This window comes from Bacillus sp. BSL6 (assembly GCF_052928345.1).
On sequence record NZ_JAVGCW010000009.1, the window covers coordinates 179,226 to 193,648 of the forward strand.

Below are 14,423 nucleotides of genomic sequence, written 5' to 3' on the forward strand. Positions count from 1 at the left end.
TACAATTAATTATTTTTTAACAATTGACTAAATTTAAGGCTCTTACCACTTCTTAATACACCTTTTGGATAGACCTTCGCTGCAAACATAGCAATTAAGCTGATGCTAGCCAATAATACAACCATAGATGTAATAATTTCTAAATTCCCAACCGATCCATTAATAATCCTAACTACCATACTAATCGGAGCTGTAAACGGTACATATGATGTTACCCTTGATACTAGCCCTTCAGGGTTATCAAGTACTACTAATAACTCCACCACTAAGCTTCCCATCAATATAAGAGTGATTGGCATCGTTGTTCCGGATAATTCTTCTGGCCTGCTTACCATCGAACCAAACACTGCGAAAAGTGCCGCATAAACGAAGTAACCGAGAACAAAATATAACAAGAAATATGCAGCATGCTCACCTGTAATCAAATTCACATCAATATTCACTCCAAAAAACGAATCCGACACCTTAAAAATTCCAGATTTAATATATAGCGCCATACTAAGGAAGAAAATAAATAACTGTGTCAAGCTAGCAAGACCGACTCCTAAAATTTTCCCGAAAACCATATGGACAGGAGATACTTTTGTGACCATCACTTCCATAACACGTGAGGCCTTCTCTGACGCAACTGCTGTCGCGATAGCATTTCCATATGAAGTGATCGCTAAGTACATAATCGCTACTAATAAATATACTAGTAAGAAAGAACTTGTTTCTTCGTTATTTAAGTTTTGTTTTTTCGCTTGCACGTTCATCGTCAGTGATTTCACAGCCTCTTCTGATAACTGTTGTTTAACTACCGCACTTTGAAAATACTGATTTTGTACAAATACCTGTGCACTTTGAATCAACTTAGGATTATCCAGCTTCATAAAGTAATCTAATACTGGTTCAGCACCCACGCCCTCTTTTAATATAAAGAGCGCTTCGATTTTCTTATCTAACAATTCTTGCTTATATTGATTTAATTTTGTTTTATCTCCTAAAGACCAATCCCATTCCGGAAGAGCTTTACTAAGATTAGATTGATCCACCGTAACATTAGGTGCTTCAGAAATAAATACAACCTTTGCTTTTTCTTTCTCTCCAGAAAACTTTTGTACTAAAGTTGGAAAAGAGAATAAGAATATCCCTCCTCCTATTAATAATAATGTCATCCCAATAAATATTTTCGTCCTCACACGATCCCAGTACGTTTGCCCTAAAACAATCCAGAAATTCCTCATTACTTATGCACCCGCCTTTTCAACAAAGATTTGATGTAAAGAAGGTTCTTTAATAGAAACGTCTCGGATATATTGTTTAGTTTTAATATCTTCAAGCAGCGAAAATGCATCCTCTCCATCATTAACTTTAATCATGAACGTACGATTAACTTTTTCAAAATTGAAATTTTTCTTCTTAAGAATCGGTTCAATATCCCCTTCCGTTTGCAGTGTCATATATTTGTATTGATAACTTTTCTTAATATCTGACAAGGCACCCGATAATACAATTTGACCGTTTTTCATAATACAAATTTCCTCACAGAACGTTTCTACACTGTCCATTTGATGACTACAAAAGATAATCGTTTTTCTTTGCGCGATTAACTCAAGTACAACATTTTTTAACATCTCTGCATTTACAGGATCCAATCCACTAAATGGCTCATCTAGTATTATGAATTCCGGATTATGCAATATCGCTGAAATCAATTGGATTTTTTGTTGATTTCCCTTTGACAATTCCTCTGTTTTCTTCTTTAAATGTGGTGTCATTTCTAATTTTTCTAGCCACTGTAACGCATGCCTTTTTGCAAGATTTGCTGGCATTCCTTCTAACTTGCCGAAATACACTAATTGCTCCACTACATTCATTTTCGGGTATAATCCACGCTCTTCTGGTAAATAGCCGATAGACAAGTCTTTCTTTGAAAAAGGGCGATTATTCCATAGAATTTGGCCGCTATCCGGTTTGATTAAATCTAAGATCATACGAATTGTTGTCGTCTTACCAGCACCATTCCGGCCCAGCATCCCTAAAATTCCACCTTCTTCTACACGTATATTTAAATCATCAACAGCTTTATATTCACCAAATGTTTTATTTAAACCTTGAATTTCAAATGCCATATATAACATCCCCTTTTACTGTTTAATAAAGTAAATAACTGCCATTCCTAAAGCAATTCCGCCAATCATAAGTAAAAACTTTTTAAAATTCATCCCTATCTCTCCCATTTTTTAAAATTTGTATTTCGAAAATCAAGTGCACCCTTCGCATTTACAATGCCTTTTCCAAAGTATTTTTTCCCGTCACCCAATGCCGGTTTAGCCCCCTGATATAACCTCGTTTTAACAAATCCATTACTAGGCTTCAGCCTAAACTTTTCTTTATATTCCGCAATTACAAGTGCAGCTGTAGCAGATACTTTAGGAACTGCTAGACTCGTTCCAATCATCAGCTCATATCCTCTATCAAATCCTAACCATTCACTTAGTTGAGATTGCGGAAGATTTGTAGGATATGTGGTTAATACCATAGCTGTTTCATCTCCCACTTTTTCACTTTCCCACAAAGATCCATAATCTCCTGATGGAGCAGCAATATCAACATTTGTTCCATAATTAGAGTAATAAGATAATCGATCCTCTTTATTTGTTCCCGCAACAGTGACTACCCCCGGTAACCCCCCAGGCATATGAAGTTGCAAGTCGTTTTCATATCCTCTTTGCTTAGCTAATTGAAAAGGATTTGAAATATCGAATCCTTCTGTTCCAGAGGAAGCCACTAGCAAACTCCCTTTACTATTCGCATATTCTATTGCTCTTTTGTAAGCTAAATACACAGCTCCTTCTTCTGGGTCTTTAATGGACTTGTATGTTCCTAAACTTAAATTGATAACATCCATACCATCATTTGCAGCCTCTACAATAGCTTTAATAATCCAACTTGAATCTGCAGAACTACCTTGAAATACTTTATATGGTACAATCCCAATTTTGGGCGCTACCCCCTTTATTTTCCCATCAGCAGCTATTAACCCCGCAATCATTGTTCCATGACCAATATTATCTTCAATTGATTCTACATTCGGAACTAAAATTTTCCCCTGACTAACTATATTTCCCTTTAACGCAGGATGATTTACATCAATCCCACTATCAATAACACCAATCTTTACACTATGATTTCCTTGTTCAATTTTATAGCTCTCCCCATTTTCTGTTACCTTATCGACATCCCATTTCCATTTGCTATAATCGGCCTCTTCTTGTTCTAATTGTGAAGGTGCGTATTTTATTTTATTTGAAGGATTCTTTACTATAGTGGGCGGCTTTAATTCCACTACATCCTCTCTACCTGCTTTTTCAATTATCCCTTTATAATTTTTTAATACATGCTGCTTCGCTTCTTGTACTCTTTCTAAATTATCACCTTCAATATTCAGCATCTTAATTTCTTTTATTACTTCTAGCTTTAAATCGGGATATTTATCTCTAATTTCCTTTATCATCTCATCCGTATTTTCACCTTGCCTCAATGTAAACACATACGAATTTTCTTTAATTTGATTATGTTTCATTTCTTCAGCGCTTATCGTACTAACTCCAACTATAGGAAGGTTTAATAATAATCCCACAGTAATTCCAGCACCTATTTTCGCTATTGTGTTTCGATATTTAAGCCAATCTTTCACTTTTAATCCCTCCTTTTACTTCCTGAGCTTTTGACAATTGATAATAATATCCTTGCTTCTCAAGTAGCTCTGTATGTGATCCTATCTCTACAATTGCTCCCTTATCCATAACAATAATCTTATCTGCATTCTTAACCGTGCTTAATCTATGTGCAATGACAATCCTTGTACATAACATATCAGTTAAATTCTCATCAATAACTCTTTCAGACAATGTATCGAGTGCACTTGTCGCTTCATCCAATATTAAAATAGATGGGTTTGTTACCAATGCTCTAGCTAATATTAACCTTTGCCTTTGCCCACCAGAGAAGTTAACTCCAAATTCAGATACCATCGTTTGAAAATTTAATGGTAGCATCATAATATCTTCTAATATATTCGCTTGCTTTGATGCCTCAATTACTCCATTTGGAGGTACACCTTTCCTTTGTGCAATAATATTTTCTCCTACCGTTTTGTTAAACAATCTCGCTTCTTGGAAAACAACGCCTATTGATTTCCTTAAAAATTTCAAATTTAACTTTTCACTTTCAATCCCATCAAATCGGATTTTCCCCTTCGTTGGTGTATATAGTCCGAGAAGCATTTTTACAATTGTACTTTTTCCAGAACCGGACGCCCCAACAATTGCGACCTTCTCACCAGCTTTGATTTTAAATGAAACATTCTGAATTGCATCTTCACTGAAATAATTGTGACGATAAGAAACGTTGTCAAACTCAATATCACCATTCAGTTTCTTAATTCCTGAAAATTGATTTACCTCTCTCTCCGATCTCGCATGCATTACATCGTAAATCCGCTGAATATAAGAGCTAATATAAATCAATTCACCATAGCCACTCCCAATGGAAATAATGGGTGTTATAAACGAAATCGCTAACGCGTTAAAGCCGAGTACACTTCCTAATGTCATATTTCCAGCTAGCACCTGTTGTCCACTGAACCAAAGTAGAAACAACGGTAAGATAAATTGAATAGAACCTGCTAATGTATTCATCAATGCCGTCCATATAGATCTCTTCTCTGCATGAATAAGTTGAGAACCAAAGCGTTCTTTCCATTCTTTATACACTTGCTTTTCCAATCCCATAACCTTCACATCACTAATCCCATTAATACTCTCAGACAAAATCCTTTGAACTTGAGCTTGAGCCGAAACCTCTTTATCAGCTAACTTCTTAGAAACAGTCGTGCTCATGACAAGTAAGGCGAATATAACAATCCCAACTGCTAACACAACGAGTCCTAATAAAGTCGAATAACGAAACATGAAGAATAAGTAAGTGAAAAGCAGAATTCCATCTATAAGAAAGGAAATTACCTTAGTAGATAATATTTGTCTAATATATACATTGGAATTTGCTCTAAATAACAGTTCTCCCATGGATCGATTCTCAAAAAAGTTATAAGAAAGACTTAGTAGTTTTTCTATAAAACTTTGCATTAAAGACATATCAATTGCCGTTTGCAATTTCGCTATTAGAAAGCCTCTTAACGAAGCAAATACTTGATAACTTATTAGCAATACTAAAATGCTGTAACCTATCATATTCATATAACTCGGATCTCTCGGAACAATTACGTGGTCAGTCATCCAACTTGTTACAAATGGAATCACCAGCGCAAAAGCCTGAATTATCAAAGAAGCTAATACAATTAAAGCTATTAATTTCTTTTTCCCTAACACAAACGATAAAAAGAATTGCAAATGAGAGACACCTTTTTGTTTTTGAAATGACTCATCTGGTTCTAGTGTTAATACAAATCCAGAATACTTTTCCTCCATTTCTTTTTTAGAGACTTTATTTCTTCCGTAAGCAGGGTCTATAACTATAGCCCCCTTTTTTGTCACTTTCTCTAGGACTACATAATGTTTATGTTCCCAATGGATAACTGCTGGTAATTTAACTTCGCTTAAAGCTTCATATTCAGCTTTATATCCTTTTACTTGAAAACCATTTTTCCTAGCAATATGCATAAGCTGGTATAAAGATGTACCACCTTTTGGAACACCAAACTCTTCTCTTAATTCAGCTAACGAAACATGCTTTTCATAAAAACTAAAGACCATCGCCAATGAGGCTAATCCACATTCGCTATGTTCCATCTGTTCTATAAAGGGCACCTTTGCCATTTTATTCCCCCCTATCTCTTTAACTATTAATCATAGCAACACCCTCATGGTTACCATGATTAAAATTAAATTCAAATGTAATTAATCCTAAAAAATATGCAGCTATTCCAATTTGGACCCTTGAATGTATTTCTAACTTTCTTTTAATTGAGGCTACTAATTCCCCCACTCTCCTTCTACTAATAAATAACTCCCTTGCTATTTCAACATCCTTCAAACCTCGTGCAATCAACACAGCTACTTCTTTTTCTCGATCACTTAAAACTTTCTTCATCATTCTCCTCCTTTATTCTCAATCCATATTAGATTATTTTTTTCTCGTTTATTAAACTGTGTTGTCTTAATCTGTACTCCTATCATATCCTTCTTTTAAACGTTATTGTCCGCAATGCACGTTGTAGTTACCGCAAACAAATTAGCGGGATTTTCCGCAACATCTTCATAAAAAAAACATATCGCATTTGCGATATGCTTAATTGTGAAGATCTCCCTCTTATGTTACAATTGGAATATTCCGAATTTTTACAAAAGGGGAGCTGCGAGTGATTTATTCATTACAAAATGAATTAATTTTGCGTGCAAAAAAACTGGTTTATGGACATTTTTTCGAATCTACATTACGTCAATGTTCTTCAGAATATATTGAATACAAATTCAATGATTCTACTCGCTTTGCCAACATCACTCTCGTACATTATGAAATATTTCAAGATAACCAAAATGAAGAAGAAAAACAATTACTGCTAACAATTATAGAATTACTTATGCTCTCTCTAGATATTATGGATGATATTCAAGATGAAGATTTCTTAGAAGGACCTTGGACAAAACATCCAATTGCCACAAATCTCAATATAATTATGGGATTCTTACTTATTTGTTTGCAAGAAGTTGACAAATCTTCCCTTTCAATTCAAATGAAAAACTGGCTCAAAAACGAAATACACTCTTGTATTTTAAACTCTATTAATGGACAACAGCTAGATCTTAAAAATGAAATCCATTCTGAGAAAGACTATATTGATATGGTAACTCACAAATCTGGATATCTAATTAAACTTGCATGCTTATTAGGAACAGGGAATATTAACCCTATCCAGCGTTCTTTAATTGAAAACTACGCAATATGTATAGGCGTTATTAATCAAATAAAAAACGATATGCGTGATATTATGCAATGGGATAAGAAAAATGATTTTCTTAATTTAAAGAAAACTTTACCAATACTATATTATTTAAATAGTAAAAATGATAACTTTATACTTATAAAAAAATTCTTTAATCAAGAGATACAATATAACGAATTAAATAATCAAACATTAGAAACTTTAAAACACATATTACTATACGGTGGATCGATGGAGTATTGCTCTGTTATGCAAAACCTATATGTATACAAATGTCAAAGATACATCGAACAACTTTCAATCAGTCAAGCAAATAAGGATAGGTTAATTGATACTCTAATTTAGTTTACTTCCATGTCTCAGCAGCTTTACTAAGTAAAGTCGATTTATCTAAAGTACCTAATATAATTTCTAATTCTTGTTTTGATATACCATCAATGGCTATGGTTCCTTGACTACACACATTTTTAAATTGAATATCTTCTAATATACGTTCAACTAATTCCCTAATCATATATCGTTCACCCCACCAATTTTTATAGTTTTATATTATTACATATTCTTTTGCTATTATCCGCAATCCTATTGCGGGATTCCGAAATTATATATGATAGTGAGGTATTTCTAGCAATGATTAAACAACGTCCAATTTATTTCGTAATTTCATTAATAATTTTTTACTTAATCATACAAAGTTACATCCTCTACAAATTTTATCAGCCTTACAGTGGCATTATCGCTTCTAAAGAAAACGATAAGACATATACAATCAGTCAAATTGATACGTCGGGTTGGGCTGCAAAAACAGCATTACAAGTAGGCGATGAAATCTACAAAGTAGATGGGGAGAATCCTTATTTAGGGGTTTTCAATCGGTACCAAAATCAATTTTTAAATGCAACCGAAATTCAAACTATAAAGAATGATAAGATTTCTACTTATAGTACAGCAGCTACTTCAGACAACGAAGAGCTACTTATTACATTATATCTACCAATGATTTTTTCTCTAACCATTCTAAGCTTATGTTTTATTCTCTATAGAAATAAAGCTATAAGGCGAGAAGAGCGTTATTTTATGCTTTTTTTATTAGCAACCTCTATTAGCCTTTCCGCCTCTTCTATATCTAGTAAATCTGATTTTGGCGGACTCTTGATTATAAGTATCTCTTTTCAAAGTGTATCTTTATTTCTTACTTTATTTTTATATCAGCTGTTTAAGCGGAAGGAAATTATTATTATACATAAAAATGTGGTTAGATTTCACATTTGTCTATACATGACCGTTGTTACTACTGGCTTATTATCCGTTACCTTTTTTCCAAATTTGCAACAAGTCTCTGCTTACACAGATTTAGCTTATTTATGCTTTAGTATTCTTTTAAGTTTATATTTTCTTTTAAAAGGATACATAAAATATAGAAATACTTTACACAGACCTTTTTTTAAATTTATGTTAGTTATCCAATGTATTTCTTTCGGGCCATTTATCATGCTATATGCGCTTCCAAGGATATTATTAAATGCAGCCATGATTAGAGCTGATATTGCAGCCTTATTCCTATTTTGCATTCCAATTGGCTACTTTTATTTAATATTAACAAAGCAAATCTTTGATATTGATTTTATGTTTGATCGTGTTCGGTACTACTCTATGCTTTCATTAATTCCAACTATCATTATTACATTAATTATAAGCTGGGGTATTAATCCTGACGAACGTTTCTTAATTAGACTCATGCAAAATTTTATTATCATTTTCCCTTTAAACATACTGTTTCTTGTAATAAAGGAACGATTAGATTTCACATTTCGCAATCAATTATTCAGAAGCAAAACCAATCTACATGTAAGTATTGATCAGTTCGCACAACAACTTTCTTCCATTATGAAAGTAAAAGATTTAGAGAAGAAATTTATGAATGAAATTATCTCCCTACTAAAACCGTGTTTTATACAATTTATTGAATTTGATATAAAACAAAATACATATAATTGTTATAAGAGTTACGGGGAAACAGAAAAATTTAATCTTTCGAAAAAGAAACAATGGGGAATGGAATCGGGATATATAAATGATTTATTAGAAGATGACGGATGTATCGGTATTTATTTATATTCTACTCAAAATACAAAGCATTACATTTGGGTTGGAAATAAAACCAACAATATTAAATTTAATATCAATGAAAAGACTTGGTTTATCGCTATCGTCAAATATGTACGTCTCGTTTATGAAAACCTAAATTCAGTTAACCAAATCATTCAATCTTTAGAAAAAGAAAGCCTAGCAAATAAAACACACTCAGCAACTCTTTCACGCCTACTATTTCAAATCTCAGAGACTGAAAGGCGTCGACTCGCTGCAGATCTTCATGACGCTGCCTTGCAAGACCAAATTGTCTGGTATCGTAAACTAGAAACCGTATTAAAAGAGCATACTGTACCAGGTGAATTGCAGGGACAATTAGAAAAAATAAAATTCGGTATGTTAGATGTTATTCAACAAATTCGTGACACTTGTAATGAATTAAAACCTGCTCTTCTATCTGAAATTGGTCTTATAGGTGCGCTTAAAGAGCTATTAGCACAAATGCAACTACGTACTAATTTCCGAATTCAATTTGAATACGACTCAATACAGGAGAATCATTACGAATTTGATAAAATTCTATCTATTTATCGTATTATCCAAGAATTATTAAACAATGCTGATAAGCACTCTAATGCAACTTTAATTAATATATTCTTATGGGAGGAGAATAATTGTATTTATCTAGATTATCGTGATAACGGCATCGGCTTTAATACTCAAGTCCCTTATTCCTCAAATAAACATATGGGTTTATCTGGGATTAAAGGGCGTGTTCAAGGAATAGGAGGCGAAATTCAACTTATTTCAGAAATTGGAAATGGACTACAAGTAAATATTACTATACCGAGGTGAATAAAATGATACACGTTTTGATTGTAGACGATCACCAAATAGTTGGTGAAGGCACAAAAAATATGATTGAATTAGAAGCAGATATTCAGGCAACATACATTTTAAACGAACAGGAAGCAATTTCTCAAAGTTCAAAAACACCTTTTGACATATATCTTTTAGACATGAACATGCCTAATTATAGTGGACTTGATGTGGCTCAAAAACTTTTACACATACAACCAGATGCAAAAATCATTCTCTACACAGGCTTCGAATATTTATCTCAATTTAATTTATTAATAGATTCTGGTATTAGCGGTATTGTTAGCAAATCAGCATCACAACAAGAGTTATTAATGGCTATTCGTGCTGTCTTAAATGGGTATACTTTAATCCCGATTTCTCTATTGCGACAACTTCGAGTTGAAGATATGACTGTTGATAACTTAGATACGAAAAGAGCATCAAGCCATGTTACAATTACACAAAAAGAATTAGAAATTCTTGAATCCATCGCGAAAGGAAAAAGTAATAAACAAATTGCAGATGAATTATATATGAGTTCTAGGGCTGTTGAATATAATTTAACGAAACTATTTAAAAAGTTCAAGGTGAGTTCTCGTTCTGAAGCGCTAGCTGAAGCTGTTCGAAAAGGTATAATAAATGTAAATGTATAATAAAGACATTCTACCAAAAGGTAGAATGTCTTTTCATTTATCCTTTTACATTTTCTAATGTCATAACAGATGGAATTTCATTCGGTTGTAATAGTCTTAATAACTGCATACCAACTCCTGCTATTCCTACAAACATGCCGAATGATTGAATATCATCTGGTGCATCACATTGATAACTACCCGTTTCTCTATAATTATTAATAACTTGTATGCCAATTTGTATCGCCTGTTCATACAATTCTTTATTACCATATAACTGTGAAACAGCCAATAGTAATTCCGTGTCCCCCATATTCCCATGGCATAATGTATCATTATTTTTAAATCCATACTTTCGTACATTATCTACAGCTACTCGAATTTCTTCGTCCATTTCTACATCTTCTTCATAGCTTCTTACTAAAACCCTACTCAATCCTATTCCGGTGGAACCGTGGCACCATTGATGTAAGCACTTCTTCTCACTCTCTCTCGTGTCTTTCCACGCACTTTCTTCTTTGTCAAACAATGATCGATCATAAGCAAGCGCTTTTTTAGCTAAATCAATATATTCTTGATTCCTATTCATAATCCCCGAACGCCATAAGCTCCAAGCGATACCACTCGTTCCATGAGAAAAACCACCTAAATAACTGTTAGTATGTTTATTCTTCCACGCTACTCCATTTTCTAATATTGATACATTTTCCGCCAAATGCTTACTGTACATATCAGCAAGATCTAAATAATCTTGATCCTTTGTCATTTCAAATACATTAAGGGCCACTTGAATAACTCCCGCTGAGCCACTTAACAAATCAAACTCTTCTTCTTCTTTGAGCCTTTCTTTTAATTCTACTTTTATTTCTTCTAAAAAATCCTGATATTCTTTTCTAGGACTTATAGATTGAAAATGTGCTAATGGATATAACAATGAATATTTACCCAAGAAGGTCGATAGAAGCCCCTTCGCTTTCGATAAAGGGTTCATCGCTGATTTCAACGCCTTATGAGCAACCTCTAAATATTTTTCGTTTCCTGTAACTTTATTTAGATACAATAAGAATAGTGCTACGCCACCTAAACCGTCATATAAATTTTGCTTCATAGGGGCAACATACCACTTGTCGTGAATAACATTTGCTTGTAACCATGAAGCTGTTGTTTTATCATCAGATAATACTACATTCTCTACTAAAGACTCTCCGATATTTATTGCTTCCTGCAAGATTGTCTCCTGATGATTTTCTAATAATTCACTTCTGTAACTCTCTTTTCTTCTCACTTTAATATCAATTTCTCTATTTCCCTGTATTGCCAACTTCAGCCATCCTCGTTGCTTTTCCAATTCCTTATCATCAAAATGATAAATTCTATTATATACTTGCTCATAACCGCTCTCCTTAAAAAAGTCTTCCATCTTTTCACCTGTACTACTATATAGATCTCGTGAATCTGTAAAAGTCGTAAATATAGGAACATCCGCACGTAATAAGTCTTGAATCTCATGAATGACTAGTTCCTTATTTTCATATGGGTAATACCATACTCTTTCAAATAATTGTTCCAATAAAATTGAATCTCTCATATAGTCTGGATGTGTAGACTCTTGTAGGAAATTACAATATTGTTGAGTAGCCCTAGCAACAATGCGAATTTTATTTTCTTTAAATGTAATTAAAGGTCCTCTTTCTGATAAAATCTCATCCTTATACTCAATAAAAAATTTACACATTTCCTGAAAACCATCAATAATAAAGTTCAAATAATCCTCTACATAAATCTCTTCTACTCCAAGTTTCGGTAGATTTTTAGCACTTTGACTTTTAGCTTCTTTCATAGTAAATTCCATTTCATCTTTACTATTTTGATTTAAAGCCAACACCTTAAACGGCAAATCTTGCTCTTTTCCATTTAAAGCACTTAAATCGATACCTTTTCCATCGATATTTTGAAACATAGCTTGCGGCAGCAATCCAGATCCTATCACTGAGTCGCTTTGTTCATATTTCAATTTTACTTCCGCACTATCTGGAAAATTCAGTTTTGGATATTGATGAAAAATCGTCTCCGAATCAATAATGTATGGATACTCTCCATGAGCAATTATATTTTCAAAATGCAAATCCGCACCCTTTAACATATGCATTAAACCAATCAACTTACCAAAACGTGAATAGTAACGCTCTACCTCTTCTTTAGAAGAACACGGTTTATACAATATTTTCTCTTCCCATCCATATTCACCACAGTCTAAAACTTTATATGATGGAAGTTGTATACTTCCACTTACCTCATTCATCCATTCTAAAAACGCATGGTACGATTTCGTAATTTCCATAGACTTTGGCTTATATAAAATTTCTTTACCTGAAGAGAACACAAGCTGAACAACCGTTTTTCCTTCTTGATGTGTATCTCCTAATCCAACCTTAATTTCGCTTAATGATGCATCCTGCAATTGAAATTCTTTTTGTAATTGTAGCCAATTTTCATTCAAACGAAATAGTAACATTTGAACATTTTGTATAAAATACTCTGTTCTCAAAATTAACCTTCGCGTTAATGTTGCGTATTCCTCATAGAACGCAATTAAATTCTCCTTATTTCTAGCTTTCTCTCTGACAAAGGAAAGAAATCGCTCTTCTGGAGTCTCCCCTACCAGTTCCTCCCTTAGTTTTGCAATATTAAATTCTAAGACTAGTGAGCGCACCGCATTATTTAATAACTCTTCTACTAAAGATCGTACTAGCATTTCTTTAATTTCTTCATGCTCATAACGTATCTTATTTAATCTATATTTCAACGAACTATCTATCATTTCGGCTGCATAAAGTGCAAACGGCCTAACAAATTCTATAAACCCTAAATCTTCCTCTGCACTTAATGGCTTACTTTTACACAACTCTATTCCCATTTCTAACACGCGCAAATTCACATGTTCATTTAATTCATCTATATATAAATGCTCTTTGGATTCAGGAATTTTCTCAATTAAACTCGCAAAATCTTCTTTTGTCATTTCATTCATCTTTAATTTAAAATCAAAATCAGCTTTATTACTTTTAAACATTTTATCTATCCATTTATTTAATTGGGCTAAATTTAAATCCTCCGATAATAATAAATCTCTTCTACTTTTTAGCGTTTTATAACGCTCTTTCAAATTAAGACTCTTTGCAAATGCCTTTTCATTTATATATGAGTGAATTAACATAATAATTTAATCCCCTTCCTTATTTTAAAATCCATATTCCAATAAATTGGTCCCCTTCAGGGGAAACAGATTCCAACATTCGATTTTTCGCATTCGAATATTGGAATCTGTTTCATTCAAAAGGAGATAAATACCCCTTTCGAATGAAACCTATCTACTTACAAATTTTAATTGATGCCGTTATTCCTATAATGACTCCCACACAAAGCGGTGTTGTTTCTGGTTGTACATCTGATGCCCCTTGAATTTCCGCTAACTCTTCTTCGCTTAATTCATTTAACGCTTTTCCCGATGGGTGTTTCGGTAAGTCTTTTAACTTCTCTCTTACTTGTGGATCTTTCCACGCCTCTACTAACTCTTCTTTTGTGAACTTGTATCCTTTTGACATTTCATTCATCCTCTCGTTTTTGTTTTTTATTTTATTTACAAATCTTAATTGACGTTGTTAACCCGATAATAACTCCCACACAAAGCGGTGTTGTTTCTGGTTGTACATCTGATGCCCCTTGAATTTCCGCTAACTCTTCCTCACTTAATTCATTTAACGCTTTTCCCGATGGGTGTTTCGGTAAATCTTTTAACTTCTCTCTTACTTGTGGATCTTTCCACGCCTCTACTAACTCTTCTTTTGTGAACTTGTATCCTTTTGACATTTCATTCATCCTCTCGTTTT

General features: G+C 33.3%; 12 protein-coding genes. 3 read left to right on the forward strand and 9 right to left on the reverse strand.

All coding sequences use genetic code 11. The features are described 5' to 3' along the window. Positions 1–5 precede the first annotated feature (5 nt). The 5 genes from RCJ96_RS23880 to RCJ96_RS23900 form a co-directional block, all read right to left on the reverse strand. Positions 6–1,226 (reverse strand): ABC transporter permease, encoded by a 1,221-nt coding sequence (locus RCJ96_RS23880; RefSeq protein WP_074608743.1) that lies wholly within the window; start codon positions 1,224–1,226, stop codon positions 6–8. Positions 1,227–1,229: 3 nt separating this feature from the next. Beyond that, complete coding sequence (locus RCJ96_RS23885) at positions 1,230–2,114, reverse strand: ABC transporter ATP-binding protein (protein ID WP_000863488.1); 885 nt, start codon at positions 2,112–2,114, stop codon at positions 1,230–1,232. A 95-nt stretch (positions 2,115–2,209) separates the two neighbouring features. Next, a complete protein-coding gene (locus tag RCJ96_RS23890; RefSeq protein ID WP_074608745.1) occupies positions 2,210–3,682 on the reverse strand; it encodes a S8 family peptidase in 1,473 nt (490 codons plus the stop codon). Further along, a complete protein-coding gene (locus RCJ96_RS23895; protein WP_242304751.1) occupies positions 3,666–5,822 on the reverse strand; it encodes a peptidase domain-containing ABC transporter in 2,157 nt (718 codons plus the stop codon). The genes RCJ96_RS23890 and RCJ96_RS23895 overlap by 17 nt, the downstream gene beginning before the upstream one ends. A gap of 19 nt (positions 5,823–5,841) precedes the next feature. Beyond that, a complete protein-coding gene (locus RCJ96_RS23900) occupies positions 5,842–6,096 on the reverse strand; it encodes a response regulator transcription factor (protein ID WP_000757186.1) in 255 nt (84 codons plus the stop codon). A 268-nt stretch (positions 6,097–6,364) separates the two neighbouring features. Here RCJ96_RS23900 and RCJ96_RS23905 point away from each other — a divergent pair, with 268 nt between their 5' ends. Continuing rightward, positions 6,365–7,294, forward strand: coding sequence for a polyprenyl synthetase family protein (locus RCJ96_RS23905; protein ID WP_000640555.1), 930 nt, complete (start codon positions 6,365–6,367; stop codon positions 7,292–7,294). Between the two features lies 1 nt (position 7,295). Here the strand turns inward: RCJ96_RS23905 and RCJ96_RS23910 are convergent, their stop codons facing one another. After that, entirely contained in the window at positions 7,296–7,463 is a 168-nt protein-coding gene (locus tag RCJ96_RS23910; RefSeq protein WP_000617613.1) for a hypothetical protein, read from the reverse strand. Between the two features lie 116 nt (positions 7,464–7,579). Here RCJ96_RS23910 and RCJ96_RS23915 point away from each other — a divergent pair, with 116 nt between their 5' ends. Then, entirely contained in the window at positions 7,580–9,895 is a 2,316-nt protein-coding gene (locus tag RCJ96_RS23915; RefSeq protein WP_074608748.1) for a sensor histidine kinase, read from the forward strand. A gap of 5 nt (positions 9,896–9,900) precedes the next feature. Next, on the forward strand, positions 9,901–10,554 hold the full coding sequence (locus RCJ96_RS23920) for a response regulator (protein WP_000582193.1): 654 nt from the start codon (positions 9,901–9,903) through the stop codon (positions 10,552–10,554). A 37-nt stretch (positions 10,555–10,591) separates the two neighbouring features. On the opposite strand, the gene RCJ96_RS23925 is transcribed toward RCJ96_RS23920, so the two are convergent. The 3 genes from RCJ96_RS23925 to RCJ96_RS23935 form a co-directional block, all read right to left on the reverse strand. Next, the gene (locus RCJ96_RS23925; protein ID WP_074608749.1) at positions 10,592–13,750 is read right to left on the reverse strand and encodes a type 2 lanthipeptide synthetase LanM family protein; all 3,159 of its coding nucleotides are present in this window, start codon (positions 13,748–13,750) and stop codon (positions 10,592–10,594) included. Positions 13,751–13,904: 154 nt separating this feature from the next. After that, positions 13,905–14,138 (reverse strand): mersacidin family lantibiotic, encoded by a 234-nt coding sequence (locus tag RCJ96_RS23930; RefSeq protein ID WP_088296487.1) that lies wholly within the window; start codon positions 14,136–14,138, stop codon positions 13,905–13,907. 31 nt (positions 14,139–14,169) lie between these two features. Continuing rightward, the coding region (locus RCJ96_RS23935) for a mersacidin family lantibiotic (protein ID WP_232788832.1) at positions 14,170–14,423 on the reverse strand (254 nt) is incomplete at its 5' end.

Excerpts from the sequence above, each read along its gene's own strand:
- RCJ96_RS23880 (WP_074608743.1), bottom strand. The coding sequence starts at position 1,226 with ATGAGGAATTTCTGGATTGTTTTAGGGCAAACGTACTGGGATCGTGTG.
- RCJ96_RS23885 (WP_000863488.1), bottom strand. The coding sequence starts at position 2,114 with ATGGCATTTGAAATTCAAGGTTTAAATAAAACATTTGGTGAATATAAA.
- RCJ96_RS23895 (WP_242304751.1), bottom strand. The coding sequence starts at position 5,822 with ATGGCAAAGGTGCCCTTTATAGAACAGATGGAACATAGCGAATGTGGA.
- RCJ96_RS23900 (WP_000757186.1), bottom strand. The coding sequence starts at position 6,096 with ATGAAGAAAGTTTTAAGTGATCGAGAAAAAGAAGTAGCTGTGTTGATT.
- RCJ96_RS23910 (WP_000617613.1), bottom strand. The coding sequence starts at position 7,463 with ATGATTAGGGAATTAGTTGAACGTATATTAGAAGATATTCAATTTAAA.
- RCJ96_RS23915 (WP_074608748.1), top strand. The coding sequence starts at position 7,580 with ATGATTAAACAACGTCCAATTTATTTCGTAATTTCATTAATAATTTTT.
- RCJ96_RS23920 (WP_000582193.1), top strand. The coding sequence starts at position 9,901 with ATGATACACGTTTTGATTGTAGACGATCACCAAATAGTTGGTGAAGGC.
- RCJ96_RS23925 (WP_074608749.1), bottom strand. The coding sequence starts at position 13,750 with ATGTTAATTCACTCATATATAAATGAAAAGGCATTTGCAAAGAGTCTT.
- RCJ96_RS23930 (WP_088296487.1), bottom strand. The coding sequence starts at position 14,138 with ATGTCAAAAGGATACAAGTTCACAAAAGAAGAGTTAGTAGAGGCGTGG.